Origin of the sequence: Phaeobacter italicus, from assembly GCF_019801785.1 — a bacterium.
Taxonomy (GTDB): Bacteria; Pseudomonadota; Alphaproteobacteria; order Rhodobacterales; family Rhodobacteraceae; genus Phaeobacter; species Phaeobacter italicus.
Genome location: NZ_JAHVIJ010000001.1, coordinates 464,889 through 491,028, shown reverse-complemented (window position 1 = coordinate 491,028; position 26,140 = coordinate 464,889). Strand labels below are relative to the sequence as shown.

At 60.6% G+C, this 26,140-nt stretch carries 24 protein-coding genes and 1 other RNA gene; 12 read left to right on the top strand and 13 right to left on the bottom strand.

What is annotated here, in order from left to right; genetic code table 11:
- Positions 1-5: 5 nt before the first annotated feature.
- Positions 6-776 (bottom strand): DUF2182 domain-containing protein, encoded by a 771-nt coding sequence (locus KUV39_RS02335; RefSeq protein ID WP_244998194.1) that lies wholly within the window; start codon positions 774-776, stop codon positions 6-8.
- A 142-nt stretch (positions 777-918) separates the two neighbouring features.
- Between KUV39_RS02335 and KUV39_RS02330 the strand changes: the two genes are divergently transcribed.
- From KUV39_RS02330 to KUV39_RS02310, 5 genes are all read left to right on the top strand, one after another.
- Positions 919-1,647: a FadR/GntR family transcriptional regulator gene (locus KUV39_RS02330; RefSeq protein WP_008561332.1), complete on the top strand. Its 729-nt coding sequence runs from the start codon at positions 919-921 to the stop codon at positions 1,645-1,647.
- A 75-nt stretch (positions 1,648-1,722) separates the two neighbouring features.
- Positions 1,723-2,095, top strand: a transfer-messenger RNA (tmRNA) gene (gene ssrA, locus KUV39_RS02325).
- 250 nt (positions 2,096-2,345) lie between these two features.
- Complete coding sequence (locus KUV39_RS02320; protein ID WP_222458818.1) at positions 2,346-2,843, top strand: nuclear transport factor 2 family protein; 498 nt, start codon at positions 2,346-2,348, stop codon at positions 2,841-2,843.
- A gap of 99 nt (positions 2,844-2,942) precedes the next feature.
- Entirely contained in the window at positions 2,943-4,256 is a 1,314-nt protein-coding gene (gene chrA / locus KUV39_RS02315) for a chromate efflux transporter (protein ID WP_222458817.1), read from the top strand.
- A 114-nt stretch (positions 4,257-4,370) separates the two neighbouring features.
- The gene (locus KUV39_RS02310; protein WP_046210167.1) at positions 4,371-4,847 is read left to right on the top strand and encodes an SspB family protein; all 477 of its coding nucleotides are present in this window, start codon (positions 4,371-4,373) and stop codon (positions 4,845-4,847) included.
- 195 nt (positions 4,848-5,042) lie between these two features.
- Here KUV39_RS02310 and KUV39_RS02305 read toward each other — a convergent pair whose 3' ends face one another.
- Positions 5,043-5,612: a hypothetical protein gene (locus KUV39_RS02305; RefSeq protein ID WP_110732311.1), complete on the bottom strand. Its 570-nt coding sequence runs from the start codon at positions 5,610-5,612 to the stop codon at positions 5,043-5,045.
- A gap of 248 nt (positions 5,613-5,860) precedes the next feature.
- Here KUV39_RS02305 and fumC point away from each other — a divergent pair, with 248 nt between their 5' ends.
- Genes fumC through KUV39_RS02290 form a run of 3 tightly spaced genes read left to right on the top strand, consistent with a single transcriptional unit; the run spans position 5,861 to position 7,758 of the window.
- Positions 5,861-7,255: a class II fumarate hydratase gene (gene fumC / locus KUV39_RS02300; protein ID WP_008558880.1), complete on the top strand. Its 1,395-nt coding sequence runs from the start codon at positions 5,861-5,863 to the stop codon at positions 7,253-7,255.
- 21 nt (positions 7,256-7,276) lie between these two features.
- A complete protein-coding gene (locus KUV39_RS02295) occupies positions 7,277-7,534 on the top strand; it encodes a DUF4169 family protein (RefSeq protein WP_336512797.1) in 258 nt (85 codons plus the stop codon).
- Between the two features lie 5 nt (positions 7,535-7,539).
- Positions 7,540-7,758: a ribbon-helix-helix domain-containing protein gene (locus KUV39_RS02290; protein ID WP_008561834.1), complete on the top strand. Its 219-nt coding sequence runs from the start codon at positions 7,540-7,542 to the stop codon at positions 7,756-7,758.
- Between the two features lie 201 nt (positions 7,759-7,959).
- Here KUV39_RS02290 and KUV39_RS02285 read toward each other — a convergent pair whose 3' ends face one another.
- From KUV39_RS02285 to KUV39_RS02275, 3 genes are all read right to left on the bottom strand, one after another.
- Positions 7,960-9,423 (bottom strand): cytochrome P450, encoded by a 1,464-nt coding sequence (locus KUV39_RS02285; protein WP_244998193.1) that lies wholly within the window; start codon positions 9,421-9,423, stop codon positions 7,960-7,962.
- A complete protein-coding gene (locus KUV39_RS02280) occupies positions 9,420-10,652 on the bottom strand; it encodes a hypothetical protein (protein WP_244998192.1) in 1,233 nt (410 codons plus the stop codon). Before KUV39_RS02280 ends, KUV39_RS02285 begins: the two co-directional genes overlap by 4 nt.
- A 208-nt stretch (positions 10,653-10,860) precedes the next feature.
- Positions 10,861-11,613 carry a cytochrome c biogenesis CcdA family protein gene (locus tag KUV39_RS02275; protein ID WP_008559388.1) on the bottom strand — a complete coding sequence of 251 codons (753 nt, stop codon included), beginning with the start codon at positions 11,611-11,613 and terminating at the stop codon, positions 10,861-10,863.
- A gap of 93 nt (positions 11,614-11,706) precedes the next feature.
- Between KUV39_RS02275 and KUV39_RS02270 the strand changes: the two genes are divergently transcribed.
- The gene (locus KUV39_RS02270) at positions 11,707-11,940 is read left to right on the top strand and encodes a sulfurtransferase TusA family protein (protein ID WP_222458816.1); all 234 of its coding nucleotides are present in this window, start codon (positions 11,707-11,709) and stop codon (positions 11,938-11,940) included.
- A 74-nt stretch (positions 11,941-12,014) separates the two neighbouring features.
- On the opposite strand, the gene KUV39_RS02265 is transcribed toward KUV39_RS02270, so the two are convergent.
- From KUV39_RS02265 to purC, 7 genes are all read right to left on the bottom strand, one after another.
- Positions 12,015-12,425, bottom strand: coding sequence for a nuclear transport factor 2 family protein (locus KUV39_RS02265; RefSeq protein WP_222458815.1), 411 nt, complete (start codon positions 12,423-12,425; stop codon positions 12,015-12,017).
- Between the two features lie 67 nt (positions 12,426-12,492).
- Positions 12,493-15,537 carry an Rne/Rng family ribonuclease gene (locus KUV39_RS02260; protein WP_222458814.1) on the bottom strand — a complete coding sequence of 1,015 codons (3,045 nt, stop codon included), beginning with the start codon at positions 15,535-15,537 and terminating at the stop codon, positions 12,493-12,495.
- Positions 15,538-16,143: 606 nt separating this feature from the next.
- Positions 16,144-17,481 carry a sigma-54-dependent transcriptional regulator gene (locus KUV39_RS02255; protein ID WP_008562880.1) on the bottom strand — a complete coding sequence of 446 codons (1,338 nt, stop codon included), beginning with the start codon at positions 17,479-17,481 and terminating at the stop codon, positions 16,144-16,146.
- Positions 17,482-17,510: 29 nt separating this feature from the next.
- Positions 17,511-19,280, bottom strand: coding sequence for a sensor histidine kinase (locus tag KUV39_RS02250; protein WP_008563116.1), 1,770 nt, complete (start codon positions 19,278-19,280; stop codon positions 17,511-17,513).
- A gap of 37 nt (positions 19,281-19,317) precedes the next feature.
- Positions 19,318-19,986, bottom strand: coding sequence for a phosphoribosylformylglycinamidine synthase subunit PurQ (purQ, locus tag KUV39_RS02245; RefSeq protein ID WP_222458813.1), 669 nt, complete (start codon positions 19,984-19,986; stop codon positions 19,318-19,320).
- Positions 19,986-20,216, bottom strand: a complete 231-nt coding sequence (gene purS / locus KUV39_RS02240) for a phosphoribosylformylglycinamidine synthase subunit PurS (protein ID WP_008560144.1) — start codon at positions 20,214-20,216, stop codon at positions 19,986-19,988. Before purS ends, purQ begins: the two co-directional genes overlap by 1 nt.
- A gap of 108 nt (positions 20,217-20,324) precedes the next feature.
- Positions 20,325-21,086 carry a phosphoribosylaminoimidazolesuccinocarboxamide synthase gene (gene purC / locus KUV39_RS02235; RefSeq protein WP_222458812.1) on the bottom strand — a complete coding sequence of 254 codons (762 nt, stop codon included), beginning with the start codon at positions 21,084-21,086 and terminating at the stop codon, positions 20,325-20,327.
- A gap of 238 nt (positions 21,087-21,324) precedes the next feature.
- Here purC and KUV39_RS02230 point away from each other — a divergent pair, with 238 nt between their 5' ends.
- From KUV39_RS02230 to bmt, 3 genes are all read left to right on the top strand, one after another.
- Complete coding sequence (locus tag KUV39_RS02230) at positions 21,325-21,642, top strand: DUF1476 domain-containing protein (protein ID WP_008562506.1); 318 nt, start codon at positions 21,325-21,327, stop codon at positions 21,640-21,642.
- A gap of 144 nt (positions 21,643-21,786) precedes the next feature.
- Positions 21,787-23,787 carry a phosphatidylglycerol lysyltransferase domain-containing protein gene (locus KUV39_RS02225; protein ID WP_222458811.1) on the top strand — a complete coding sequence of 667 codons (2,001 nt, stop codon included), beginning with the start codon at positions 21,787-21,789 and terminating at the stop codon, positions 23,785-23,787.
- Positions 23,788-23,850: 63 nt separating this feature from the next.
- Positions 23,851-24,873 carry a betaine--homocysteine S-methyltransferase gene (gene bmt, locus KUV39_RS02220; protein WP_008561333.1) on the top strand — a complete coding sequence of 341 codons (1,023 nt, stop codon included), beginning with the start codon at positions 23,851-23,853 and terminating at the stop codon, positions 24,871-24,873.
- Positions 24,874-25,012: 139 nt separating this feature from the next.
- Here bmt and KUV39_RS02215 read toward each other — a convergent pair whose 3' ends face one another.
- Positions 25,013-26,125 carry a PA0069 family radical SAM protein gene (locus KUV39_RS02215; RefSeq protein WP_419555528.1) on the bottom strand — a complete coding sequence of 371 codons (1,113 nt, stop codon included), beginning with the start codon at positions 26,123-26,125 and terminating at the stop codon, positions 25,013-25,015.
- Positions 26,126-26,140: the final 15 nt, after the last annotated feature.

The following is a 26,140-nucleotide window of genomic DNA, read 5'->3' as shown; positions in this document are numbered from 1 at the left end:
TAATCTCAGAAAAGTGTGAGCCCGATCCACGCGGACCAGCCCAGAAGCAGCACGCCCAGAGGTCGTGTCAGGTACCGGCCCAGATCGGGCAGTTTTTCAAAAACCATGATGAGGGTTGCGAGCCCCATGAAAGCGACGTTCATGACACCGCCAACAAAGGCCAGCAGCATCAGCGCCCAGCAACACCCAAGACATACCAACCCCAGCCGCACACCATTGCGAAAGGCCCCCTCGTCCCAGTGCTGCATGAAAAAGACCAGCGGACGGCGGCATTTGCTGAGGCAGGCCTCCTTGGCGCTGGAAAACTGATAAAGCCCCGCAATCAGCAGCAGTGCCGCGCTGAGCCCCGCAGAGAGGCTGTCGCCAAACGCAGAAATCAGCCCCAGTTGAAACAACAGCATCTGCAGCGCGGCCGCGACGATGGAAAACCCACCCCACACAAGAAGATACCCACCAACCAGATCACCAAACCGGGTATCCGGCGCGGCGTGGCTGAGGTCATCATAGGTCGCGAAAGCTGGCAGTGCGGTCGGCGCCATCATTGCAGCCGACATCAAGGACCACATCAGAACCATCCGCAGATAGCCCGCCGCATCCGGGGTCATCGTGCACAGATCCCGCCAGAAATCAGCGCCATAGATCTGGCCCGCCTCGCGCAGATCCGCAGGCACCGCCATCAAATACAGCACGATCCAGGCCCCCAGGATCACGGCAAAAAGGCCCAGCCAATGCCAGCCCTGCATCATGCGGATCTTTTGGGTCAGGACTGCTTTCATTGCGGGCGCCCCTTGCTCGGATGGGTTGCGTTCATGCGTCGAGTGCAGGAGTTGCTTGCCAATCTTGCGACTCAACCCCTATGAATCAAATGTCAGACTTTTAAATGTCTGACAAATGATTTCTTGCAGCCGGAGCCCCGAAATGAAACTTGACCCCAACAGCGCAGCCGACCTGTCGGCGCAGATTGCGCAGGCCATTCGCGATGCCATTGTGGCCGGGGATCTGATCGTGGATGAACGTCTGCCGTCCGAGGCAGAGTTGTCCGAACAGTTTCAGGTTTCGCGCCCCACCGTGCGCGAGGCGTTGAAACGGCTTGCTGCGCAGTCGCTGATCCGGACCCAGCGGGGGGCGACGGGCGGTGCCTTTGTGAACCGTCTGAATTACGAGGACGCCTATTCCCAGCAGATCACCACCTCTACCCTGCTGCTCAGCATGAATGCCGTGAGTTTCGACACGGCCTGCGAAGCGCGCTATGCGCTGGAGCGGGCCTGTGCGCCCCTCTCGGCCACCCGCCGCAGCGCCGACCAGCTGGCAACCATGCGCGCAGAGATCTTTCGCCAGGGCCAGCCCGGTCTGACGGATGAGGCATTCTGCGCGTCTGATGTTGCCTTCCACAGGGCGCTGGTCGACGGGGCGGGCAATCCGGTTCTGTCCTATCAGCTTGCAGGCGCGGTTGAAGCGATGCAGCCGCTGATGAACATGATCACCTTTACCGCCCGTGACCGGCAGATCATCCTGGCGCTGCACACGCGGATCGCTGATGCAATCGAAGCGGGCGATGGGCCTGATGCGGTTCAGGGGCTGAGCGCGCTGGAAGACGAAACCCGCAAACTGGCTGCGGATGTCTTTGCCGCGCGCGCCAAACGCTAGGGTCAGGACACATTGATTGCGGGCACCATAATGCGCAGGAAAGCAACAGAATTTCCTGCAGGATTTCCCTCTGCCCCCCTTTGCAAGCTGCAGTTTGCCGCCTATATAAGAGCTGTCCTTCGGGACTATGGACATAAACGCGCTCGTAATAAGCGGATCGGACCCGGGGGCGGTACCCGGCGGCTCCACCATAACACCACTGGGGTATCCTTCGTTTGGGGGTATTTTCAGGTTCTGGGGGCCGAAATAGGATCGACGAACGTCTAAAGGGGTTAGCTTTGTCTCGGCTGTCTGCCACCGTTACCGGCGAAAACAGTACAATTGCAAACGACAATCGTGCTCCGGTTGCTCTGGCTGCGTAAGCAGTCCGAGTCGAACCGACTTTAAGCCCTAGCGCCTAGCCGCGTTAGGCGGGGTTCGCAGGTACCTGGCAACAGAAACCTGCACTTCCCCTCTCCAACCATGAATTCTGGCGGCCATTCGACGTGACCGGGCATATCCCCTGCGCCAAAGGCCAAATTCTGCACCCCCTCGCATGAAACGCTGCCGTCGCTTCATTGGGGTCAGTTGACGGATCCAGATACGTCCCAACCGCGACCTGCGACATTCCGCAGTTCAGCGCAAATTTTACGTTGAATTTTTCGTAAACTCTGTGGTTCAGTTTTCCGTGAACGTTCTAGCACATCGGTCAAGGTTGCATGAAAAACCACGAACGCCTTTACACCTGGTTCCATGACGTCTGGATCAATGGTCGCACTGAGCTGATCGAGCCGATGTTTCATCCTGATCTGAATATGAAAGGCCCGCTGCATGGCGCTGTCACCGCAGCCGAGGACTATGCCGAAATCGTCATGACACTGAAGGCCCGCCTGACCGGGCTGGAACTGGAAAAGACACATGGGCTTGACGATGGCAACCTGAGCTGCGTGCGCATCCATGTCACCGGGACCGGGTTTGGCGGCGCAGGGCCGCTGGACTATTTCGGCGTGTTGGTTGTTGAATTCAAAGATGGTCAGATCCGCGATTTTCTGTCGAACTTTGATTATGTGACCATGCTGGAGCAACTGGGCCAGTTGCCACCGGAATGCCTGCCGATCTGCATGACAGGTGAGCGGCTGATCTGGGCAAGCGATGCAGGCAAATCCGGCAGCACCCCCGACGACGAGCGCGCCCAAACACCTGCGCAACGCACCTGAGGCAAACGGTCTTTTCTCAGATTCGGTCGCTTTCCCGCTGGTTCTGGGCTGTGCGGATGTTATGGCTGTGACGAACGCAGGTAGCTCCATGATTTTGCCATGACACAGCATTCCCCTTCTCCACGCTCCAACGCAGAGGCGACGACCCATCCGTCATTGAGAGAGCTCTTTCAGGTCTTTGGCCGGATCGGTGTTCTGTCCTTTGGCGGGCCTGCGGCGCAAATTGCGTTGATGCACAAGGAACTGGTGGAAGACCGCCCCTGGCTGAGCGAAGACCAGTTCCTGCGCGCCCTGTCGTTTTGCATGATGCTGCCGGGCCCTGAGGCGATGCAGCTTGCAACCTACGCAGGCTGGCGTCTGCGCGGCGTTCCCGGCGGATTGATTGGCGGGCTGCTGTTTGTCCTTCCCGGTGCAGCGGTGATTGCAGCGCTGGTATTCCTATATGTCAGCTATGGAGCGCAACCTGTTGTTCAGGATGGATTTCTGGGCATCAAGGCCGCTGTTGTCGTGATCGTTTTCCAGGCCCTCATCCGACTGCGGAAGAAGGCCCTGAAGGGCCCATTTGATCTGGCGCTTGCGGGGCTTGGGTTTGCGGCGCTGTTCGTCTTTGGCCTGCCATTTCCATTGGTGGTTCTGACCGCCGGTCTGATTGGCGCCATTGCTCTGTACGGCAGTGCCCCAGTGGAACAGGCCGCGGCAAAGACCGCGCCCATGAAAGACCCCGCCATCACATTGCGCCCGATCGTGCTGTGGGGTGCGCTATGGCTGATGCCGCTGGCCGCGCTCAGCATTGCCGGGCCACAGATTCTTGCCGATATCGGCTGGTTCTTTGCCAAACTGGCAGTGGTCACCTTTGGCGGAGCCTATGCCGTTCTCGCCTATATGTCCCAAACTGTTGTCGACGATTTCGGCTGGATCGACACAGGCCAGATGATTGATGCGCTTGGCCTTGCCGAAACAACCCCGGGTCCGCTGATTCTGGTCACGCAGTTTGTTGCCATGCTGGCCGGTGGGCTGGCGGCCGGTGTCTGGATGGCACTTGCGGCCGGTCTTGTGGCCCTTTGGGCGACCTTCGTGCCATGTTTTCTGTGGATCTTTGCCGCCGCCCCACATGTCGAACGGATCACCAACCATCCACGCCTTGGTGCCGCGCTCAGAGCCATCACCGCTGCGGTGGTCGGGGTGATCCTCAACCTGTCTGCATGGTTTCTGATGCATGTGATTTTCCGCGAGATCACAGCGAGTGAGAGCGCATGGCTGGCCCTGCCCCATCCGCAAATCGCCAGCCTCGATGTTGCGGCGCTGATGCTCGTGCTGATTGCGCCTGCCGTTTGGGTGATCTGCCGCGGGCGGCTGAGCCTTATCCTGCCGGTCATGGCCACCCTTGGCGTTGCGGTGTCGCACATCGTTTAAACACCGCCAGCCTGCGACGCAAACGCCCCAAATAATTTACGAAAGCTTGCGGAGCGGCTCTTTAGTTTCCCCCAGAAATCCGTATTCTGAAGCAAATCGAACAAGGGTATCGGAATGTCCCGCGAAATTGACTATGGAAATCTGATGCATTCAGCCATGCGTGGGCTGATCCGCTCGGTTCTGGAGGGCGTGGCCAAGGATGGTCTGCCCGGCAACCACCATTTCTTCATCACCTTTGACACATCCCACCCGGACGCCGAATTGGCGGATTGGTTGTCTGATCGCTATCCCGGCGAAATGACTGTTGTGATGCAGCATTGGTTCGACAACCTGAATGTGGGCGAAGACGGGTTTGCCATCACGCTGAACTTTGGCGACGCGCCCGAGCCTCTTTATATCCCTTACGACGCGATCAAGACCTTTGTTGATCCATCGGTCGAATTTGGCCTGCGCTTTGAATCGCCCGATGATGACGACATGGACGATGTTGCCGAAGACGGGCTGGATGATGACATCGAGATCGAGGTGCAGGAAGAGGCTGCAGAAAAGAAAGAGGCAGATGTTGTCTCTCTCGACAGCTTCCGCAAGTAAGCCGATCAGCTGTAATTCCATCAAACGCCCTGCCAGATAGGTGGGGCGTTTTTTTGCGGGCCATGAGCGACCAAGAGCGATAGTGGCTGGCCATAAACGGGCGGGTACGGCGCATTGGCACACCGTTCGCATCCAAGAGGAACCACATGAGAATCAGATCAGAACCATTTGTAAAAAAATGGTTTATCTGCTGACCTACTGCCGCTCCAGGAAGGTTTTCAAACGCTTCAACGGGAAGCCGTTGCGGTGGGACGAATAAACCAGCTCCAGGCCACCATCCGCCAGCGTCCGGTCATACTGCTGGATTTCATAGTCGCCATTCGGGCCGACAAACATCGAAAACACCGTCAAAGTATCGCCCACGATCCGTCCCCAGACATAGGGTTCGCCCTTCATCGGGTCGAGCTGCACGGTATGGCCAAACACGTTGCGCTTCATCGCTGCGGCGAAAATGTCATCGCGCCCTGTTGGCGTGAACTCGATGGCATAGGATTTGGCCTTGCGACGCCCGTCAGGTTTGATCGAAGTGGTGGTCCACTGCACGTAGAACCCATCCTCATTATCCTCGACCGGCCCGATCTTCACGGCCGCATCGCGCCGCTCGCGGGTGCCGTCCGCCTTTGGCACCACAAGCGAGCCACGGTATTGGCCAAAGAATGGCTCCACCTCTGCGGCACAAAGCGAGCCGGCCTGCACTGCAACCAGCGCCAGCACCGCAGCAAAGCCACCAAGACTGCGGCGCAGCGGTGCAGAAATCTGCGGCATTTTCAGAGATCGCAATAGGCTCAAGGGCATGTCCTCGTGACGGTCCGGAATTGAGTGGCTCGATGTTGGGTAATCTAAGCTTCTTTTGGCGCTGTGCAATGGGTCATGGCCTATTGGGCCTGTACCCGCCAGCCGGAATGACTATGCTGCGCGCAACTGCGCAATTGCCACCGCAGCCCGCAACGGTTAGACGGCATACCGACGCATACATTCAGTCACTGGTTATAGTATCAGACGGAGAGACAGACATGTCCGCAACCCGCACCGAAACCGACAGCTTCGGCCCGCTTGAAGTTCCCGCAGACAAATACTGGGGTGCCCAGACCCAACGTTCGATCATGAATTTCCCGATCGGCTGGGAAAAACAGCCGGTGGCCATCGTGCGCGCGCTTGGCGTGATCAAGCAGGCCTGCGCCATGGCCAACAAGGCGTCGGGCAAGCTGGACGCCAAGATCGCCGATGCGGTCATTCAGGCAGCAAGCGAGGTGGTTGCGGGCAAGTTTGATGACAACTTCCCGCTGGTCGTGTGGCAGACGGGTTCCGGCACCCAGTCCAACATGAACTCCAACGAGGTGATCGCCAACCGCGCCATCGAGATCCTCGGTGGTGTCATCGGCTCCAAGGATCCGGTGCACCCGAACGATCACTGCAACATGGGCCAGTCGTCCAACGACACCTTCCCGACCGCCATGCATATCGCCACCGCGATGTCCGTGCGCGACGTGCTGGTGCCGGGCCTGACCAAGCTGGCCGAGGGGCTGGAAGCCAAGGCGGAAGAGTTCAAGGACATCATCAAGATCGGCCGCACCCACACGCAGGACGCGACCCCGCTGACGCTCGGCCAGGAATTCGGCGGCTACGCCCATCAGATCCGTCAGGGTCTGGCGCGGGTCGAGGCGGCGATGCCCGGCATCTATGAGCTGGCACAGGGCGGCACCGCTGTCGGCACTGGCCTGAATACCCAGAAGGGCTGGGGCGAAACCGTGGCCGCCAACATGGCCGAGATCACCGGCCTGCCCTTTGTCACCGCACCCAACAAGTTCGAGGCGCTGGCCGCGCATGATGCGATGGTGTTCCTGTCTGGCGCGCTCGCGACCATCGCGGGCAGCTGCTACAAGATCGCCAACGACATCCGCTTCCTCGGCTCTGGCCCCCGCTCTGGTCTGGGTGAGCTGATCCTGCCGGAAAACGAACCGGGCTCGTCGATCATGCCGGGCAAGGTGAACCCGACCCAGGCAGAGGCGCTGACCCAGGTGGCCGCCCACGTGATGGGCAATGACGCTGCAATCAAATTTGCAGGCTCGCAGGGTCATTTTGAGCTGAACGTCTACAACCCGATGATGTCCTACAACCTGCTTCAGTCGATCCAGCTTTTGGGTGATGCCGCAGACAGCTTTACCGAGCGGATGCTGAACGGCATCCAAGCCAACGAGCCGCGCATCGACAAGCTGATGAAGGAAAGCCTGATGCTGGTCACCGCACTGGCGCCCACCATCGGTTACGACAACGCCACCAAGGTCGCCAAGACCGCCCACAAGAACGGCACCACGCTGAAAGAAGAAGCGATTGCACTGGGTTTTGTGGACGAGGCGACGTTTGACGCCGTGGTTCGCCCGGAACAGATGATCGGCCCCAAGGACTGATCCTGCGCCAAGCAGACAGACATGACAAACGCGCCCGGCCCTCGTCCGAGCGCGTTTTCTTTGGTCACTGGTAATCCGCTGCGAGCAGAGTATTCTGGCACAATGGCAGACATCGTGAACCTCAACCAATTTCGCAAATCCAAGGCCCGGACCGACAAGAAGGTTCAGGCCGATCGCAATGCGGTAAAATTCGGTCGCACCAAGGCAGAGAAACAGCGCGACAAGGCGGTGCAGGATCAGGACAGTCGGCGGCTCGACAGCCACAAGCGCGACGACTGATCAGGATGAGCCAAAGGCCACGCAAACATTCGCTCACCTTGCGGGGGCATCGGACCTCTGTTTCGCTGGAGGACGAGTTCTGGGACGCCTTTCGCGAGATTGCGGCAGCGGACGGGCGCGCCATCAATGACCTTGCGGCGGAGATCGATGAAACACGCGGGGTTGATTGCGGGCTGGCCTCTGCCATACGGCTGCATGTGCTGCGGCGTTTAAGGTCACGTTGATCGGACTTCGGCGTCGCATTGCCATGCCGATACCCCGCCCCCGTTATTCCCGATGGCGTATTGGTGCGGCCATTTTCGGCACGAGTTCAAACATCGGGGGGGCCATGCAGTCCAAACGCGGGCCAAGTCATCATGCCTGCAATCAGGAGGTTGCGCCCATCATCCGATGTCGCGGATGTCTTGGATGACGTTTCAGAATGTTCACGGCGCGCGCCGCGTCAGCTGCAGCCAGATCCCGTTTTTCGATCGCACTGTCAGATGCGCCGCTGGGATAGGTGTTTTGCCCGGAACCGGCGAGATCCGGAACTGCCGCAGGATCATCGACAGCATCAGCACCCCTTCAACCATGGCAAACCCGGCGCCGGTGCAAACCCTGGGACCCGCAGAAAAAGGCATGTAGGCGCTGCGCTGACAGCTTTTGCCATTTTCTGTCTGCCAGCGACCGGGATCAAAGCCATCTGGATCGCTCCACAGGCGTTCGTGACGATGCAGGTGCCACGGGCTGAGAACAATCTGCGCGCCTTTGGGGACCTTTCTGTTGCGGAAGGTCCGGGGCTCTGCCGCCTCGCGCACCATCATCGGCACCGGCGGATACAGCCGCAGCGCCTCGCGGAACACATCCCGGCTGATTTTGAGGCGGGACATCGCTGCAAACTCGCTCAGATCGGCGCCCCGGGCCTCTTCTGCCACGGCCTCCTGCCAGTCAGGCGCGCAGGCCAGAAGGTAAAGCGCCCAGGCCAGTGCAGAGGCGCTGGTTTCGTGGCCTGCGAGGAAAAAGATCGCGACCTGATCCACCATTTCGTCAGCTGAAAAGCACTGCCCGGTTTGGGGGTCGGGCGTGGTCATGATCTTGGTCGCCAGATCCCGGGGCGCGCAACCTTCTGCGATTTGCCGTTGCCGTTCTTCGGTGAGGGCTGTGATCAAGCCACGGATATGGCGCGCATGTTCGCGGCTTCTGCGCCGGTGAAATCGGGGGAACCAACGCGGCAGTCGCAGAAAGGCCGCAAGATTGAGGATCGGTTGGTCCTGCTGATAGGCGCGGAAACTGTGAAAGACCTCTTGCGCTAGTTGGTCCTCGATCGGGATGGAAAACAGCGTGCGAAAGATCACATCGGCGGCAGCATGGGAGGCCTCTGCCTCGATCTCGACCGGTTGCTCCGGATCCAGGGTCGCCAGACGCGCAACGGTGGCTTCGGCGGCCGCATGGATCGACGGATAACTGTCTCGCAGCCGTCCGCCTTCAAACGCGGGATCGATGATGCGGCGCTGACGCTTCCACTTCGCGCCATTGGTCAGGAAAACTGAGCTCCCCAACAGCGGCCGCAGACCTTCGCTCACCCTGTCGGATTTTGGAAATGTCTCGGCTTCAGTCTTCAACACCCGATCAATGAGATCGGGCTGATTGACCAAAAAGGACCGGAAAAAGGGCGTGCGAAACTCTGCCATCCAGGCCCGGTAGAGCCGAGCGGGCTGCGCCGACAAAAGATCGGCGCGAAACAGGCGGAGGTAGCGCCAAAGCGACACGCGGTCGGGTCGTGGCTCCGGCTTGGGCGGGGCGGAGTTGGTTGCCTTGGACAGGTGCGGACAGGCGACACCAACCGCCGGGTCTGACGCCGGAGCATCACGGGGCGGCAGTGGGTGTCGTTGGGGCGCGGGCGCTGTCATGGCTCGACCGAGGTGTATTTCGACGCCGTCACATCAATACGAGAGCGCGAGGGCGCGCGCCCCTCGTACCGATCCTGCAAGCTGCGCGGACCTGCGGTGATCTGAAAATAATCGTAATCCCCCGGGGCATCAAAGGCGCAGAGATACTGGAAATGCAGGCGAAAAAACCGCCAGCGCAGCTCGGCCCACCGCTCTGGGCTCAGCGTCTGGCTAAAGGCCGCAGAGATGACCAATGGCCCCTGGGTAGCACCGTCTGCCACCCCGCTGACTGCAACCGGATCACAAAGGGCAAAAGAACAGCCGTCACCGGGCGCAGACACATCAACCCAGGTCAGATCCCTGCGCTGCGACAGATCGCGCAGGTCCCGGCGCAAACGCGTGGCGCGCGGCAGAAAAGACACCATTGGCACCACCTGTCCCAGGCTGAGGAACCCAAGCGCGGCATGACCGCTGCGGGTGCCAATGCGCAGAACATCCGCCAGCACGCTCACTCCGACGTGCGCACCAGAGGAATGACCAACCACCAGCACCTCGTCATATTGCGGATCATTGAGCGCAACTGCGATGTCCCCTGCGAAACGGGCAATCCTCTCTTCCAGTTCGGGTGCATAGGCCCCCGACAGGGCCGCGGAATGGGCGTAGTCATGCATGAGATAATAGGCATAGATCTTGCCATCCATCCGCCGAAACCACCGCAGCAGCGCAACGCCCAGCCCAAGGCCAATCCCCCAGAACACCAGCTGTGCCGCCGCAGCGACCCAGCTGGTGTCGCTGATGCGCGCCACCGCTGCCTGTCCGCTGCGCGCAATAAGCAGCGCGACAAGAAACGCCAGAACCGCCTGCAGGATCAAGACCCCAACGGGGTAAAGCGCCGCAATCACGGGCCCCTTGCGCAGCCACATCAAGCGTTTCAGCGTTCCGGTTGAGATGTAGATCCAAGCGGTTCGGATCAGCTGCCAGTAGGTCTGCGCAATCGACGGCGCCATAGAGCCACGCACGATGTCGGACCACACCAGAACCTCAACATCAGTGGTGGTCTGCAAATCGTCGATGGTGGCCTCAACCTTCCAGCCGTATCGGGGACCGTCGTCCGTGGCCACGCCATCTGCGGATTTGGCGTTCAGCGCGATTTCATAGCCGCTGATTGCAGCCTGGGCAGCCCCTTCGCTCCGGTACAGCTCGCGGTAGCGACGCGGGTGGATGGGATCATAGCCGGGGATATAGAACATCTTGCGCCGCCGCACGGTTCTTGCGGGTTCAATTTGCCCCTGTTGTGCTGTGCCTGTCGCTGGATCACGATCGCTGTTCTGGGTCACGGCCTGCCCGACCTGTTCTTGATGATGCTGTCCCGCGCAGCTTAGCCAAGGCACCCACAAAGAGTAAGCCCCGCCGGGCATTTGCCGGGCGGGGCTTTCATCTTTCGGATGTCACGCCAAATCAGCCGAGGGCAGCCAACGCCGGGAAGGTCTCCAGCAGCCAGAACGAGAAGGTCGAGAACAACCCTGTCACCAGCATCAGACCCACAAAGATCAACAGTGCACCCATCGCCTTCTCGATGATGCCCATGTAGGGCTTGATCCGGTTCATCACCACCATAGAGCGGTTGAGGAACATCGCGGCCAAAAGAAATGGCACGCCAAGACCAAGCGCATAGACACCAAGCAGGACAGTCCCGCGCGTCACAGAGGCCTCTGTTGCCGCGATTGACAAGATCGCCCCCAGCTGCGGGCCGATGCACGGCGTCCAGCCAAAGGCAAAGGCCAGACCAAGAATATAGGCCCCGACCGCCGAGCCACCGGATTGGCCGGCATCCATTCGGGCCTCGCGGTCGAGGATGGGAATACGGAACACCGACAGGAAATGCAGGCCGAAGACAATCACGACCACGCCGGCGATTTGCGCAAACAACTCCTGATTTTGCAGGACAAACGCCCCAAAGGCCGACGCCGTGAACCCCAACAGCAGGAACACGGTCGAAAGCCCCATGACAAAGAACAACGCTGCCACGATTGCCTTGCGCCGGGCGGCGGCTGTACCTTGGATTTCACCCAGAGACACCCCGCTCATATAGGCGAGATACGGCGGAACAATTGGCAGCACACAGGGCGACAGAAAGCTGATCAATCCAGCGGTCAGCGCCACGAGCATGGCAGGGATCAAACCTGCGTCGATGATTTCAATACCAAACATGCAGACTACTTAGACCACGCCTAGGCAAAGGTCACGGGGGCCGCAGGTCACATCCTTGTGGACAGGATGAAACAACCGCCTTATCTGCAAGGTATGACTGATACGACTGAGACCCTAGACGCCATTGGCCTGCTGTGCCCCCTGCCCGTCCTCAAGGCGCGCAAGCGGCTGAAACCATTGACAATTGGCAGCATTCTTGAGGTCCACGCCGATGATCCGGCGGCGGTCGTGGATATCCCGCACTTCTGTCAGGAAGCCGGTCACGTGCTGGTCGAGATCCGCGACAATTCCGCTCATCAGGTCTATCTGATCCGCAAAGGCGGCTGAGCAGGCTTTCCCCCGCACCTGCAACACCGCCTCGGTCACACGGATGATCACGAAACCGGTACTGTGACCTGCGTTCAGGGAAGTGGGTTTTCCGCCCCGTCCGGCAATGCCTCGCAGTCCTGGCTGAAGATATTGAGCCAGCCTGACGTGCCGCGCTGCCAGATCGAACTGACATACATCGCTGCGGGCTCTTCGGTCCCGACACGGGTATACTGCGCCTTGTAGGCAAGCAGCACACAGTCCGGAGCAATCCGCAGAATGCGGGGCTGTTCGATACGATACGTCGATACCGATGGCCCGCCAGCCAATTGCGCGGCGTGGTCGGCCCGACCAGCAAAACCCGATGGGTAAACACCAAGGAAATCCGGATGCAATGCGGCCAGGTCCGCAGCAGCGTCACCTTTGACCAACGCCTCCCAGACGGAGGTTTCGCAGGCGATGAGTTCGCTCAGAAGCAGGGTGTCGACAGCAGGCTGTTGCGTCATGTGTTCTCCAATTGATGGGGTGAAAAAGAAAAAGGCGAGCCCTGAGCCCGCCTTCTTCGAATTGATATCAGCTACCGATTGACCACCAGCCGCGTTTTTTCGGCTTGGGCGGAGTGGCCGGTTCCGGCTCTGCCTCGGCCAACGCTGGCTCTGGTGTTTCGACCGCAACCTCTACCGGGCTGACCCCTTCGGCGAGGGTTTCCTCGGCCTTGATGTCCGCAACCTCGGGGCTGGCGCTCTCTGCCTCGGGGGCTTCTGCGGCCTCGGGGGCGGCAGCTTCGGGCGCCTCTGCTGCTTCTGCGACCTCAGCTGGAGCAGCCGCGCCGTTCAGCGGTGCCGCCTCCGGTGCAGCGACGTCCTCTGCCGGTGCATCTGCCTCTGCCGGTGCATCTGCCTCTGGCGTGGGCTCTGCTGCGATTTCGGCTGCAGCTTCTACAGATGCATCGGCAGCGTCGTCCTTGACCTCCGCCGCGGCCGCGACCTCAGCAGTCTCAGCTTCTTTCGGCTCATCGTCCGTCTTCGGCGCGTCAGCTGCAGCAGTGTCCTCGGATGCGTCTGCGGCGACCTCATCCGATTTCTTCTTGCGGCTACGCGAGCGGGTGCGGGTTCGGGTGCGTTTCTTCTTTTCACCTTCGCCGTCTTCCGCGTCAGCGGTCTTTGCCTCGGCTGCGTCTGCCTCTGCGGCATCATCCTGACCGGCATCGGCATCTTTGCCGTCTGCGGCCTCTGCGTCAGCTTTCGCCTCTGCATCGCCCTCTGCAGACTGCGCAGCGTTTTCATCCCCTTCACCGGAAGAAGATTTCCGACGACGACGACGACGGCGCTTGCGTTTGGGTTTGGTCTCCCCTTCGCCCTCGGCCTCGACTGCGACTTCTGCTGCCTCTGCCTCACTTGCCTCCGCGGCTTCCGCCTCTTCCGCCTCGTCAGCGTCGACCTGATCCATGATGGATGTATCGACAGAAACGACGGGCGCCGTGGCAACCGGGACCACGCGGGACGCGGTTTTGAACTTCTCAAGGGTGAAGTCCGGGCTCACCAGATGCGCGTCGCCTTCGATCCGCACGGACAGGCCGTAACGGGCTTCGATCTGAGCGATATGCTCGCGCTTCTGGTTCATCAGGTAGTTTGCGATAGAGACCGGGCAGCGGACCAGCACCTCGCGCGAGCGGCGGCGTGTGCCTTCCTCTTCGATTTGGCGCAGGATCGACAGCGCAAGCGAGTCATCCGAGCGGATCAGACCGGTGCCGTGGCAATGCGGGCATGGTGCGGTGGTGGCCTCGATCATGCCGGGGCGCAGACGCTGACGGGACATTTCCATCAGACCAAAGCCCGAGATGCGGCCCACCTGAATGCGGGCGCGGTCGGTCTTCAGCTTGTCTTTCATCCGCTTTTCGACGGCAGCGTTGTTCTTGCGCTCGTCCATGTCGATGAAATCGATGACGATCAGACCTGCAAGGTCACGCAAACGCAGCTGGCGCGCCACCTCTTCGGCGGCCTCAAGGTTGGTCTTGAGCGCGGTTTCTTCGATCGAGCCTTCCTTGGTGGCACGACCGGAGTTCACGTCGATTGCCACCAGCGCCTCGGTCACACCGATCACGATGTAGCCACCGGATTTCAGCTGCACGGTCGGGTTGAACATCCCACCGAGGTAGGTTTCCACCTGATAGCGGGCAAACAGCGGCAGCTGGTCCTGGTAGTTTTTCACGTTCTTTGCGTGGGACGGCATGATCATTTTCATGAAGTCCTTGGCGATGCGGTAACCGCGCTCGCCCTCGACCAGAACCTCGTCAATCTCGCGGCTGTAGAGATCGCGGATGGAGCGTTTGATCAGGTCGCCTTCTTCGTAGATCTTGGCAGGCGCGATGGACTTCAGCGTCAGCTCGCGGATCTGCTCCCACAGGCGCTGGAGGTATTCATAGTCCCGCTTGATCTCGGACTTGGTGCGCTTGGCACCAGCGGTGCGCACGATCAGGCCCGCGCCTGTCGGAACGTCCAACTCAGTGGCGATTTCCTTCAGCTTTTTGCGGTCTGCAGCATTGGTGATCTTGCGAGAGATCCCGCCACCGCGTGCGGTGTTGGGCATCAGGACGCAGTAACGACCAGCCAGTGACAGATATGTGGTGAGAGCGGCGCCTTTGTTGCCGCGCTCTTCCTTGACGACTTGAACCAGCAGAACCTGGCGGACCTTGATCACTTCCTGGATTTTGTAGCGGCGCGGACGTGGTTTGCGCGGCGGACGAATGTCTTCGCTGTCATCTTCATCCGCGACGGATTCGATGTTCTCGTCCTTGGAGGTCGCATCTGCGGCGCGGGACACGTCACCATCAGCGGTCTCTTCGTCGTCTGCCTTTACGTCGTCGTCAGAGCCGTCCGCTGCGGTGATGTCATCTGCAGCGTCATCTTCTGCTGCGTCCTCTGTGGCCGCTTCGACAGCTGTCTCAGCGTCCTGGACCTCAGGCGCGTCGGAGGCATCTTTGACGGCTTCCTCGACCACGGGGGCCTCTGCTGCGGTCTCTGCTTCGGCCGCAACGGTTGCATCCTCTGCGGCTGCATCGGTCTCTTGTGCCTGAACCGGCGCTTCAGCCTCGGCTGTCAGTTTTTCAACCTCGTCCGCCCCATCAGACGTCAGATCGATGGTCTCCATCCCAGCGATTGCTGCGGCGGGCTCTGCGGCGGTCGGATCGTCGCCTTCGGGCGTGACGTCCTTGGTTTCCACCACATCGGCAGATTTGACCTCTGCGGCCTTGGTGCGGCTGCGACGGGACCGCGAGGAGCGCTTGGGTTTGGTTTCCTCTTCCTCGTCACGTGCGCGCATCGCTTCGGCATAGGCGCGCTCTTCCTCCATCAGGGCCTCACGGTCCGCGACGGGGATCTGGTAGTAATCCGGATGGATCTCGGAAAACGCGAGGAAGCCATGGCGGTTACCGCCATAGTCCACAAAAGCCGCCTGCAGCGAGGGTTCGACGCGGGTTACTTTTGCGAGATAAATGTTGCCAGCGAGCTGGCGCTTGTTTTCGGACTCAAAGTCAAATTCCTCGACCTTGTTTCCATCGACCACCACGACGCGGGTTTCCTCCGCGTGGGTGGCATCAATAAGCATCTTCTTTGCCATGTTTCCTTGGTGCACCTACCGCGCACGCGCGCATCTGGCCCGTTACCGGGCGGACGTGAACGATTGGGGTGGTGACTTGTCTGGGCGATGTGAACTGGCGCACGAAGGGACATGTCAGTACAGCGGTTAGCCCCGGAACTGTGCTCCGGCCCTCCCGCCTGTCTGCTGTTCTCGCTCGCGCGCGTCATCGCGTTTCTTCTCCGACAGGTGGGAATATCCGCGCCCTGCCCTGATTATATGCCTGCGGGGACGTGCCCAGCAGGAGGTAAGCTGCCCCGGAAATTGCGGGGCCAATCGGTCTGTCTTTGCTTTCTCGGATCTGGCCGGACAAAAGCAAAAGCAGCGAATCTCATGATGTGGGGCCCGGTCACGACGGACTTGTCCCCATTTCTGCAGCATAAGACCTGTGGATAGGTAATGACAATGGTCATTCGTCACAGGGCCGTTGCGAAAGTGTATTCCGAACGGTTTTGCCGTGAACTGGGTAATTTTTCGTTAAAATTCGACAAGCTGCACTCTCTGGCTCACTTGCCGCGCAGCTTTTGGAACAACCAGAGCGCCATTTTCGGGCCACGACAGACAACTGTGTGGCCCGAAAATGTTCGATCAAGACAAGTAGTCAGAGCGCTGCAGGCCATATTTGGCCATTTTTTCGTTCAACGTCCGCCGCGGCAGGCACAGCTCTTCCATCACACTGGCGATGGAGCCCTTGTGACGGCGCATGGTGTTGTCGATCAGCATCCGCTCGAAGGCTTCGACATATTCCTTGAGCGGCTTGCCCTCGGTTGTCATCACAGGCTGCATTTCTTCATGATCGGACATCAGAAGGGACGCGATCGTGCCAGAGCCGCGACGCGACTGCAGGACCGCGCGTTCTGCAATGTTGATCAGCTGGCGGACATTGCCCGGCCAGGGCGCCTGCAACAGCTGGGCCGCTTCCTGGGCGCTGACCTGGGGGGCGTCACAGCCGTATTCTTCAGAGAACTGCTCGGACAGGCGGGTGAACAGCGTCAGAATATCCTCGCCACGCTGGCGCAGCGGCGGCACCGTGATCCGCAGGGCCGCAAGCCGGTAAAACAGATCCGGCCGCAGAACATCCTCGCAGGTCTTGCCTGCCTCCTGAAGGTTCGAGATGGCGATGATGCGGGTCTCGCCGGGGATGCCCTGCTCGTTGATGACGCTCAAAAGCTTTGCCTGCAGTGGCTCGCTCAATGCCTCGACGTCTTCCAGCACGAGGGTACCACCACGGGCCTCTTCGATCGCAGGCAGCATGCTGTCTTCCGGCAGCATCGGCCCAAAGAGCCGTTTGGAGAGCGCATCCTCCTCCAGCGCGGCACAGGAAACCAGGACGAATTTCTTGCCCGCCCGGCTGCCGACCGCGTGCAACGCATGGGCAACCAGCGTCTTGCCGGTGCCGGTCTCGCCGTCGATCAGCACATGGCCGTCGGCCTGACCCAGATCAAGAATATCCTCGCGCAACCGCTCCATCACCGGGCTGGACCCGATGAGCTTTTTCATGATGGTGCTGCCATCCGACAATTCGCGACGCAACACCCGGTTGTCGAGCGTCAGACGGCGCGCGCCGGTTGCCCGTTTGGCCAGTTCAGACATGCGGTCGGGATTGAAGGGTTTTTCCAAGAAGTCAAAGGCGCCAACGCGCATCGCCTCAACCGCCATCGGCACGTCACCGTGGCCGGTGATCATGATGACAGGCAATGCACTGTCGCTGCCCATCAGCTTTTTGAGGAACTGCATGCCATCCATGCCCGGCATCTTGATATCAGAGATCACGATACCCGGATAATCCGGCCCGAGCACCTTGAGGGCATCCTCGGCGCTGGCAAAGGTTTCCGTGTCATAGCCCGACAGTGCCAGCCACTGGCTGATCGACTGGCGCATATCCTGTTCATCATCGACGATCGCGATTTTCATGGCCTGTGCCATTCGCGTGCCCTCCATCACGTGACGCCGCGCTATTCTGCGGCCTCGATGCCATCCACAAGGATCGGCAATTGCATTTCAAAAACGGCCCCACCGTTCTGCCCGTTGCGGGCGGTGAGCCGACCGCCTAGGTCGTTTACGATACCCGAAGAGATGGCAAGCCCCAAACCGACACCGTCTCCGGGCTGCTTGGTGGTGTAGAAAGGTTCGAAAAGGCTCTCGAATTCCTTGATGCCCACCCCATTGTCGCGCACGGACAAGGTCGCGGTTTCCCCTGCGGCCAGCAGGACTTCGACCTCTGGGTCATCCACTGATTTGGTAGCATCTAGCGCGTTGCGCAAGAGGTTCACCATCACCTGTTCGATCCGCATCCTGTCGCCCATCACATAGACCGGCTGTTCGGGCAGGGTTCGGGTGATCTTGACGTGGCGCTGCCGAAGCTGTGGCTCCATCATCGAGAGGCTCGAAGCCAGCGCATCCCCCATGTTTACCGGGCTGAACGCATCGCCGCCCTTGCGGGCATAGGACTTCAGCTGGCGCGTAATCGCCCCCATCCGTTCGATCAGATCATCAATCCGACCAAAGGACGCGAGCGCCTCTTCGGGGCGGTTGCGATTGAGCAGAAGTCGCGCACCCGCCAGATAGGTTTTCATCGCGGCCAGCGGCTGGTTCAGCTCGTGGCTGACGGCGGCAGACATCTCCCCCAGAGCGGCCAGTTTCGAGCTCTGCGCGAGGCTTTGTTCGGCCACCGCAAGTGTCTCCTGCATGCGCTCACGCTCGGCGATTTCCCGCTGCAGGCGGGCGTTCAATACGCGAAGCTCTGCCGACTCGCGCTGAAACAATGCCATGCGCAACGCCGTGCGTCGGCTAAGCGCATAGAAAGCCAGCGCCAGAAGAATGGCGAATCCCATGATTTCGAGCGCCAGAACGGTGTTCACCCGCTCTCTGATCGAGGCGTAGGTGGTAAACGACGTGAGCCGCCAACCCTGAAAGGGGATACGTGACTCCAGCCGCATCACGGCTTCGCCCTGCAGGTAGGCATCCGCAGGCAGCGCGGTCCAGTCGGTGGTGGCGCGAATGGCCCGCTGGATGGCCCCAACCGGCGGCTGCAGTTCAAGTGCGTCCTTCTCTGCCAGCCCCCGCCAACGGGATTCCGTCGACAAGATGATGGTGCCGGTGCTGTCGGTCACCATGACCGCGTCGGAAATCCCCGCCCAAGCCCGTTCGAACTTTTGCAGGTCCACCTCGACCACGATCACGCCCAACACGCCCGACGTGTCGACGATACGCCGCGAGTAGGTAAAGCGATAGCCGCCAACCTCGCGTTCTATAACAGAAAACACGGTGGATTTGGCCCGAAGCGCATCCACGAAATAGGCGGCGTTGCGGTGGGTCTCTCCCAGACGGTTGCGATCGGTCGCCGCCACGGTGCGCCCATCGCTTGCCATCAGCATGATGGATGCGGCCCCGATTTCCTCTACAAAGGAGATCAGCCGCTGCGTGGACAGCGAAAAGTCATTGGATTGCAGCGCCGCAATCAGCGCCTGATCGCGCGCCAGAAGCTGTGGGACGATCGCATGGCGCCCCAGTTCGCTGACCAGGTTGCCGGAATAAAGCGCCAGGCGCAGCTCGGCGCGGTTGCGGGTGCTTTCGGTAAAACGGTGGGTCAGCGCGCGGTTCGTGACCCAAACAGTCACCGCAGCCACCACCATCAACAGCAGCAACGCAAAGCGCACCCGCCACGAGGTCGTGCGGGAGCGGTTCTTATCCGGTCCGGAAGATGCGTCACGCGCAGCAGTCATGGTCAAAACCTAACGCAACCCGCTGCGCGTCCACAAGTCACGCAGCAGTGACGAGCCCTGCCAATGCGCGGAAGACTGCCGCCCCGTCGGTGCCACCGTGACCTTCGTCAGCGGCGCGTTCCGGGTGAGGCATCATGCCAAGCACACGGCGGTTTTCGGACAGGATGCCTGCGACATCGGCAATGGATCCGTTCGGGTTGTCCACATAGCGGAACGCCACGCGATCCTGATCTTCCAGCATCGCAACGGTTTCCGCGTCGGCAAAGTAGTTGCCGTCGTGGTGGGCAATCGGCACGCCAATCACGTCACCGGCCTTGTACCCTTCGGTGAAGACGCTGTTCGATGTCGCCACCTGCAGATCAACCGTGCGGCAGATGTATTTCAGACCCGCATTGCGCAACAGCGCCCCTGGCAGAACGCCGGTCTCTGTCAGGATCTGAAACCCATTGCAGACACCGATGGCATATCCACCGCGATTGGTGTGCTCTACCACGGCCTTGCAAATCGGCGACTGGGCCGCGATGGCACCGCAGCGCAGATAGTCACCGTAGGAAAAACCACCGGGCACGCCGACAATATCGACGCCCTCTGGAAGGGCACTGTCCTTGTGCCAGACCATCGACACCTCACAGCCCGCCTGTTCAAATGCAACCGCAAGATCGCGGTCACAGTTCGAACCGGGAAAGACAACTACAGCCGCCTTCATCACTGCATCTCGATGCTGTAGGATTCGATCACGGTGTTGGCGAGCAGCTTTTCGCACATCTCGGCAACATCCGCCTCGGTTGCGTCGTCGGCCAGATCCAGATCGATCACCTTGCCCTGGCGCACGCCGCCCACCTTGTCAAAGCCAAGAGCGCCAAGCGCGTGGCGGACCGCCTCGCCCTGCGGATCCAGAACTCCGTTTTTCAGCATCACATGCACACGTGCCTTCATCGTGTTTTCCCTCAGGTTTCGATGACAAAGCCCGGCATCGGGCCTTTTCGTTGGACAGATAGTCAAAATCCCGCCCCTCGTCAGGGCGGGATCTTGGGCAGTTCTAAATCAGTTCACCAGCGTCGGCTTGCCGGGCGCGGGCGGATTGTTGGGCATCACCCCCAGACGCCGCGCGACTTCGGTATAGGCGTCGGTCAGGCTGCCAAGATCACGGCGGAACACGTCCTTGTCGAGCTTCTGGCCGGTCTTCAGATCCCACAGGCGGCAGCTGTCGGGGCTGATTTCGTCAGCAACAACCAGTCGCTGGAAATCGCCATCATAGATGCGGCCGATCTCGATCTTGAAGTCCACCAGCTTGATGCCGACAGCCAGCATCACGCCGGACATGAAATCATTGACGCGCAGCGCGAGGCTCAGGATGTCGTCCATGTCCTGCTGGCTGGCCCAGCCAAAGGCGGCGATATGCTCTTCGGTGACCAGCGGATCGCCAAGCGCATCGTCCTTGTAGCAATATTCGACGATCGGGCGCGGCAGCTGGGTGCCCTCTTCCAGACCAAGACGCTTGCAGATGGAGCCTGCGGCATGGTTGCGCACGATGACCTCAAGCGGGATGATCTCGCAGCTGCGCACCAGCTGTTCGCGCATGTTCAGCCGCTTAAGGAAATGGGTCGGTACGCCGATCTGGCCCAGACCCTGCATGAAGAATTCGCTCAGGATGTTGTTGAGAACGCCCTTGCCCTCGATCACATCGTGCTTTTCCGCGTTGAATGCTGTGGCATCGTCTTTGAAATACTGCACGATAGTGCCTGGTTCAGGCCCTTCGTAAAGCGTCTTTGCCTTGCCTTCGTAGATCTTCTTGCGACGTGCCATGCAGAGCCTTTCGGGAAAAGAGCGGGAATCTGATCCCGCGATCTGCCGCCCTCATAAGGCAAGGGGGGCGTTGCCGCAAGGTTGCTGCCACATTCTCGCATCAATGCAGGTGGTTCACCCCACCCGCTCCCTTTCTGCTGGCGCTTTGACAGGAAGGAAGGCGGTTTTCCTTGCAGCAGGGCCAGCGCATGCACATATTTGAAAGGTAAGTGTTTTCATCTGTATTGTGGGAGGGGTTATGACCACATTTGACAATCGCGAACAGGCGTTCGAGAACAAATTCGCACATGATGAGGAAATGCAGTTCAAGGCCGAGGCCCGATGCAACAGGTTGCTGGGCCTTTGGGCGGCGGATCTGCTTGGCAAATCCGGGGCAGACGCCGAAAGCTATGCCCAGGAGGTTGTGAAGGCCGATTTTGAGGAAGCTGGCTTTGAGGATGTGCTGCGCAAGGTCAACAGCGATCTGGAGGGCAAGGCCAGTGACGCCGACGTGCGCGCAAAACGGGCAGAGCTGCTGCTTGAGGCAAAGGCGCAGATCCTGAACGCCCTCGACTGAGGACCAGCCAAGACCACCTTGGGTGACTGCGCGCATTCTGGACGGATTTGCGGATCGATTTGCGCGCAGTTTACGCAGTTAACACTGTAACAATCTCCCTGGACTATAGCTTTTGGCTATAACCAATTGTGCCCAGGGACAGTCATGCCACTCACTCGGCTCAGCCGCGCGCGACATGCGCGTTGGCACGTACCACAGTTTATCCGCATTCTGCTGCCGCTGGTGGTCACCATTGCCTGCCTCGACATCCTGCAGCGCACTGTCGCCCTGCCCGATCTTGCCGAGCTCGGCGCGACTTTGGGCGCGTTATCCCTGCATCAATGGCTTGGCGCTTTGATCGCCACGGCAATCAGTTTCTGGGCGCTTGGGCGCTATGACAGCGTTACCCACAGGCATCTGCAAACCGGGCTGGATGGACGCGGGGCGCGACGGGCGGGAATGGCGGCCATTGCCTTGTCCCAGACCATCGGGTTCGGGTTGATCACCGGAGCCTTTGCGCGTTGGCGCCTGATGCCGGGGCTTGGCCCCGTGACCGCAACACGCCTGACGGCGATGGTATCTGTCAGTTTCATGCTGGCGTTGGCGGCGATTTGCGCGACGGCGCTCGTGATGGTTGGTGACACCTCCCAAATGCGCCTGATTGGCACACTGATGTTGGCCGCACTGGCAACGGGTCTGGTCCTGAGTGCCGTTTTTCCGGTGATGCGAATGGGGCCGGTAGCTTTGCGCTGGCCCTCGCTCACCGCGCAGCTTGCATTTGCGGGGTGGGCGCTGATTGACGTAACCGCTGCGGGCACAGCGCTGTGGCTTCTTCTTCCAGCTGGAAGCGAGATCACCCTGACGGCGCTGCTGCCAGCCTATTTCATTGCGCTCGGCGTGGCGTTGCTTTCATCAGCGCCGGGCGGTGCAGGCGCGTTTGAGCTGGCGCTCTGCGCTCTTTTGCCGACCACAGCAGGGGCTGACATCATTGCAGCGATCGTGGCCTTTCGCCTCATCTACTATGCGCTGCCCGCCTGCGTTGCAGGGGCCACACTCCTGTTCCCGCAAGCCTTTTCAAAAGAGGGGTCTGTTGATGAACTGGGGCACGACATTCGCGACGCGGCCCACCTGCCCCATCACCGAACCTGCGCGGAAACCCAGGTCATCGCCCAGAACGGTGGCCGGATCCATGCCTTTGGCCTGAACCAACTGGCCGTTCTGGATACAACACAGGCAAGCATTGCCCTTTTTGGCCCGATCTCTGGCCGGATCAGCGAAACCCTCGATGGGCTGCGTCACCACGCCAGATCCCGCAACAGCGCAGCGTGCCTTTATAAATGTGACGCAGTCTGTGCTCAGGCCGCCCGCAAGGCTGATTGGCGTGTTCTGCGCATCGCAAGCGAGGCCGTGCTGAGCCCGAACCGTTTTCAGGATCAAGGCCCGCGCCTGCGCCAACTGCGTCGCAAGCTGCGTCAGGCCGAAAAAGCGGGCGTTGTTGTTCTGCCCGCCTCCGATGCGCTGCCACTTGAGCAGATGAGCCACGTTGATGCGGCCTGGCGCGCCCGGCACGGACGGGCCAGGGGCACGACAATGGGCCGGTTTGAGCCCGGCTATCTTCAGCGCCAGGAGGTGTTTCTTGCCTGGCAGGACGACGAGATCGTCGGCTTCATGAGCTTTCATGCCGCCGCTGAGGAATGGTGTCTGGATCTTGTTCGCCTGCGCCCCGACGCCCCTGATGGTACGGGCCACGCCCTGATCCGGGCTGCGTTGACCGATGCAGCTGCACGCGCCATCCCCCGCCTGTCGCTTGCCGCGGTTCCCGATCACCTGCTGGCACGGCATTTCGACAAGGGCCTGCGCCGCTTCAAAGAGAGCTTCGCCCCGACCTGGGAGCCGCGCTATGCCGCTGCCCCCAATTGGACCCAGATGGCACTGGCGCTGGCCGATCTGATCCGCCTGGTGCATTGGCCCGAGCCAATCCGGACGCCCCCCGCCGGCACTTCGCAGCAGCAGGCCCTCAGCCAAGAGGATCTCGCCGACATGACGTGGGAGGCCGCAGCCGCATATGTCGCAAACCTGCCCTCCAGTGGCGTGGAACAGACGACCTCGCAGCCGCCTCATAATGAACTTGAAGAAAATGCATTTGCCCTCTCCCGCAGGGCATGAAAGACCGAACCATTCTCCATTTTCCGGCGGATCCGCCGCCGCCCCCGTTGACAGGACGAAATCATGACCAACACTTTCATCACCCTGCTCGAAAGCAAGGACGCGCTGCTGGCTGATGGTGCCACCGGCACCAACCTGTTCAACATGGGTCTGCAGTCTGGCGACGCGCCGGAACTGTGGAACGTAGACGAACCCAAAAAAATCGAAGCGCTGTATCAGGGGTCTGTTGATGCGGGCAGTGATCTGTTCCTGACCAACACCTTTGGTGGCACCGCTGCCCGCCTGAAGCTGCACGACGCGCAGCGCCGTGTGCGCGAGCTGAACATGGCGGGGGCCGAGCTTGGCCGCAATGTCGCAGATCGCGCAGAGCGCAAGATCGCGGTGGCGGGCTCTGTCGGTCCGACCGGGGAAATCATGGAACCGGTTGGAGAGCTGAGCCATGCTCTCGCCGTTGAAATGTTCCACGAACAGGCCGAAGCCCTGAAAGAGGGCGGTGTTGACGTGCTGTGGCTCGAAACGATTTCTGCACCAGAAGAATTCCGCGCCGCGGCAGAGGCGTTCAAGCTGGCGGATATGCCCTGGTGCGGCACCATGAGCTTTGACACCGCCGGGCGCACCATGATGGGCGTGACCTCTGCTGATATGGCCAAGCTGGTCGAGGATTTCGACCCGGCGCCGCTTGCATATGGTGCCAACTGCGGCACCGGCGCTTCGGATATCCTGCGCACCGTGCTTGGGTTTGCCGCACAGGGCACAACCCGGCCAATCATCTCCAAGGGCAACGCGGGCATCCCCAAATACGTCGACGGCCACATCCATTATGACGGCACGCCGGAACTGATGGGCGAATACGCAGCAATGGCCCGCGACTGTGGCGCCAAGATCATTGGCGGCTGCTGTGGCACCATGCCGGAACACCTGCGCGCCATGCGCGAGGCACTGGATACCCGCTCGCGGGGAGATGCCCCAACCCTCGATCAGATCGTTTCGGTTCTCGGCCCGTTTTCGTCCGACAGTGATGGCACCGGTGACGATGCCAGCGCCGGTGGTGAGCGTCGTCGCGGACGCGGACGCCGCCGCGCATAATCGGCGCTGAACTGACGGGCCAACAGGCCCACACCCAAAGCCCAAGGGCCCGCAGATGCACATCGGCACAAATGCCGCGCTGTGTCTGCGGGCCTTTTTGTTGCGCGGGCGCGTGACGGACGCGAAAATCTGCGCCCGCTCAGAACAATGCCAACTGATCGCCTGCCTGCGGTGGGCGGGCAAACAGATCACTGCGCAGGGGCTCTGAACGTTGATTGAGCCCAAGGCGCTTGCACGCCGTCTTGAACCGGTTGGAGATCACATCGGCATACGGCCCCTCGCCCCGCATCCGCTGCCCCCAGCGCGGGTCGTAGTCCCGCCCACCGTGCATTTCCCGAAGCCTGTTCATGACCTTTTCCGCGCGCAAAGGGGCATGTTCGGCCAGCCATTCCTGCCAGAGCGTTGAAACCTCGCGCGGCAGGCGCAGCATGATCCAACTTGCGGCATCTGCCCCGGCCTCGGCTCCTGCTGCCAGCATCGCCTCAAGCTCATGATCGGTGAGCCCCGGCACCAGCGGCGAACACATGATGCGCACGGGTATACCGGCGTCCCGCAGTCTGCGGATGGCAGCCAGACGGCGCGCAGGAGACGGCGCGCGGGGCTCCATCCGTCGCGACAGGTCAGGATCAAGCGTGGTGACGGAAATCCCGACACGCACCAAGCCCTGCGCGGCCATTGGCGCAAGGATGTCGATATCCCGCTCTACCAGCGCGCCCTTGGTTACGATGGCAACCGGATGGGCGAACTCTGACAGAACCTGAAGGCAATCCCGCGTCAGCTTCAGATCCTGCTCGCAGGGCTGATAGGGATCGGTATTGGTCCCTATCGCCAGCGTCGCAACCTTGTAGCGTGGCGACGACAGCTCATGTCGCAAGACCTCTGCTGCGTTGGGGCGCGCAATCAGCCGGGTTTCGAAATCAAGTCCCGGCGAAAGGCCAAGGTAGGCATGTGTGGGTCTCGCAAAGCAATAGATGCACCCGTGCTCACACCCCCTGTAGGTGTTGATTGACCTGTCAAAGGGCAGATCCGGGGATTTGTTGTAGTTGATCAGGCTACGGGCCTGTTCAAACCGGATGTCGGTTTCGATCCTCGGGACCTCGGGCTCGTCCGAATCTGTCGTGTTTGACCAACCGTCATCAACAGCCGCGCGCTGCAAATCAAAGCGGCCTGCCGCATTGCTGAGACTGGCGCGCGCTTTGCGACGCAGGGGGGATTGGTCGGAAAACTCGGACATGGTGTCTATATGGGACATGCGAGAGAACAAATA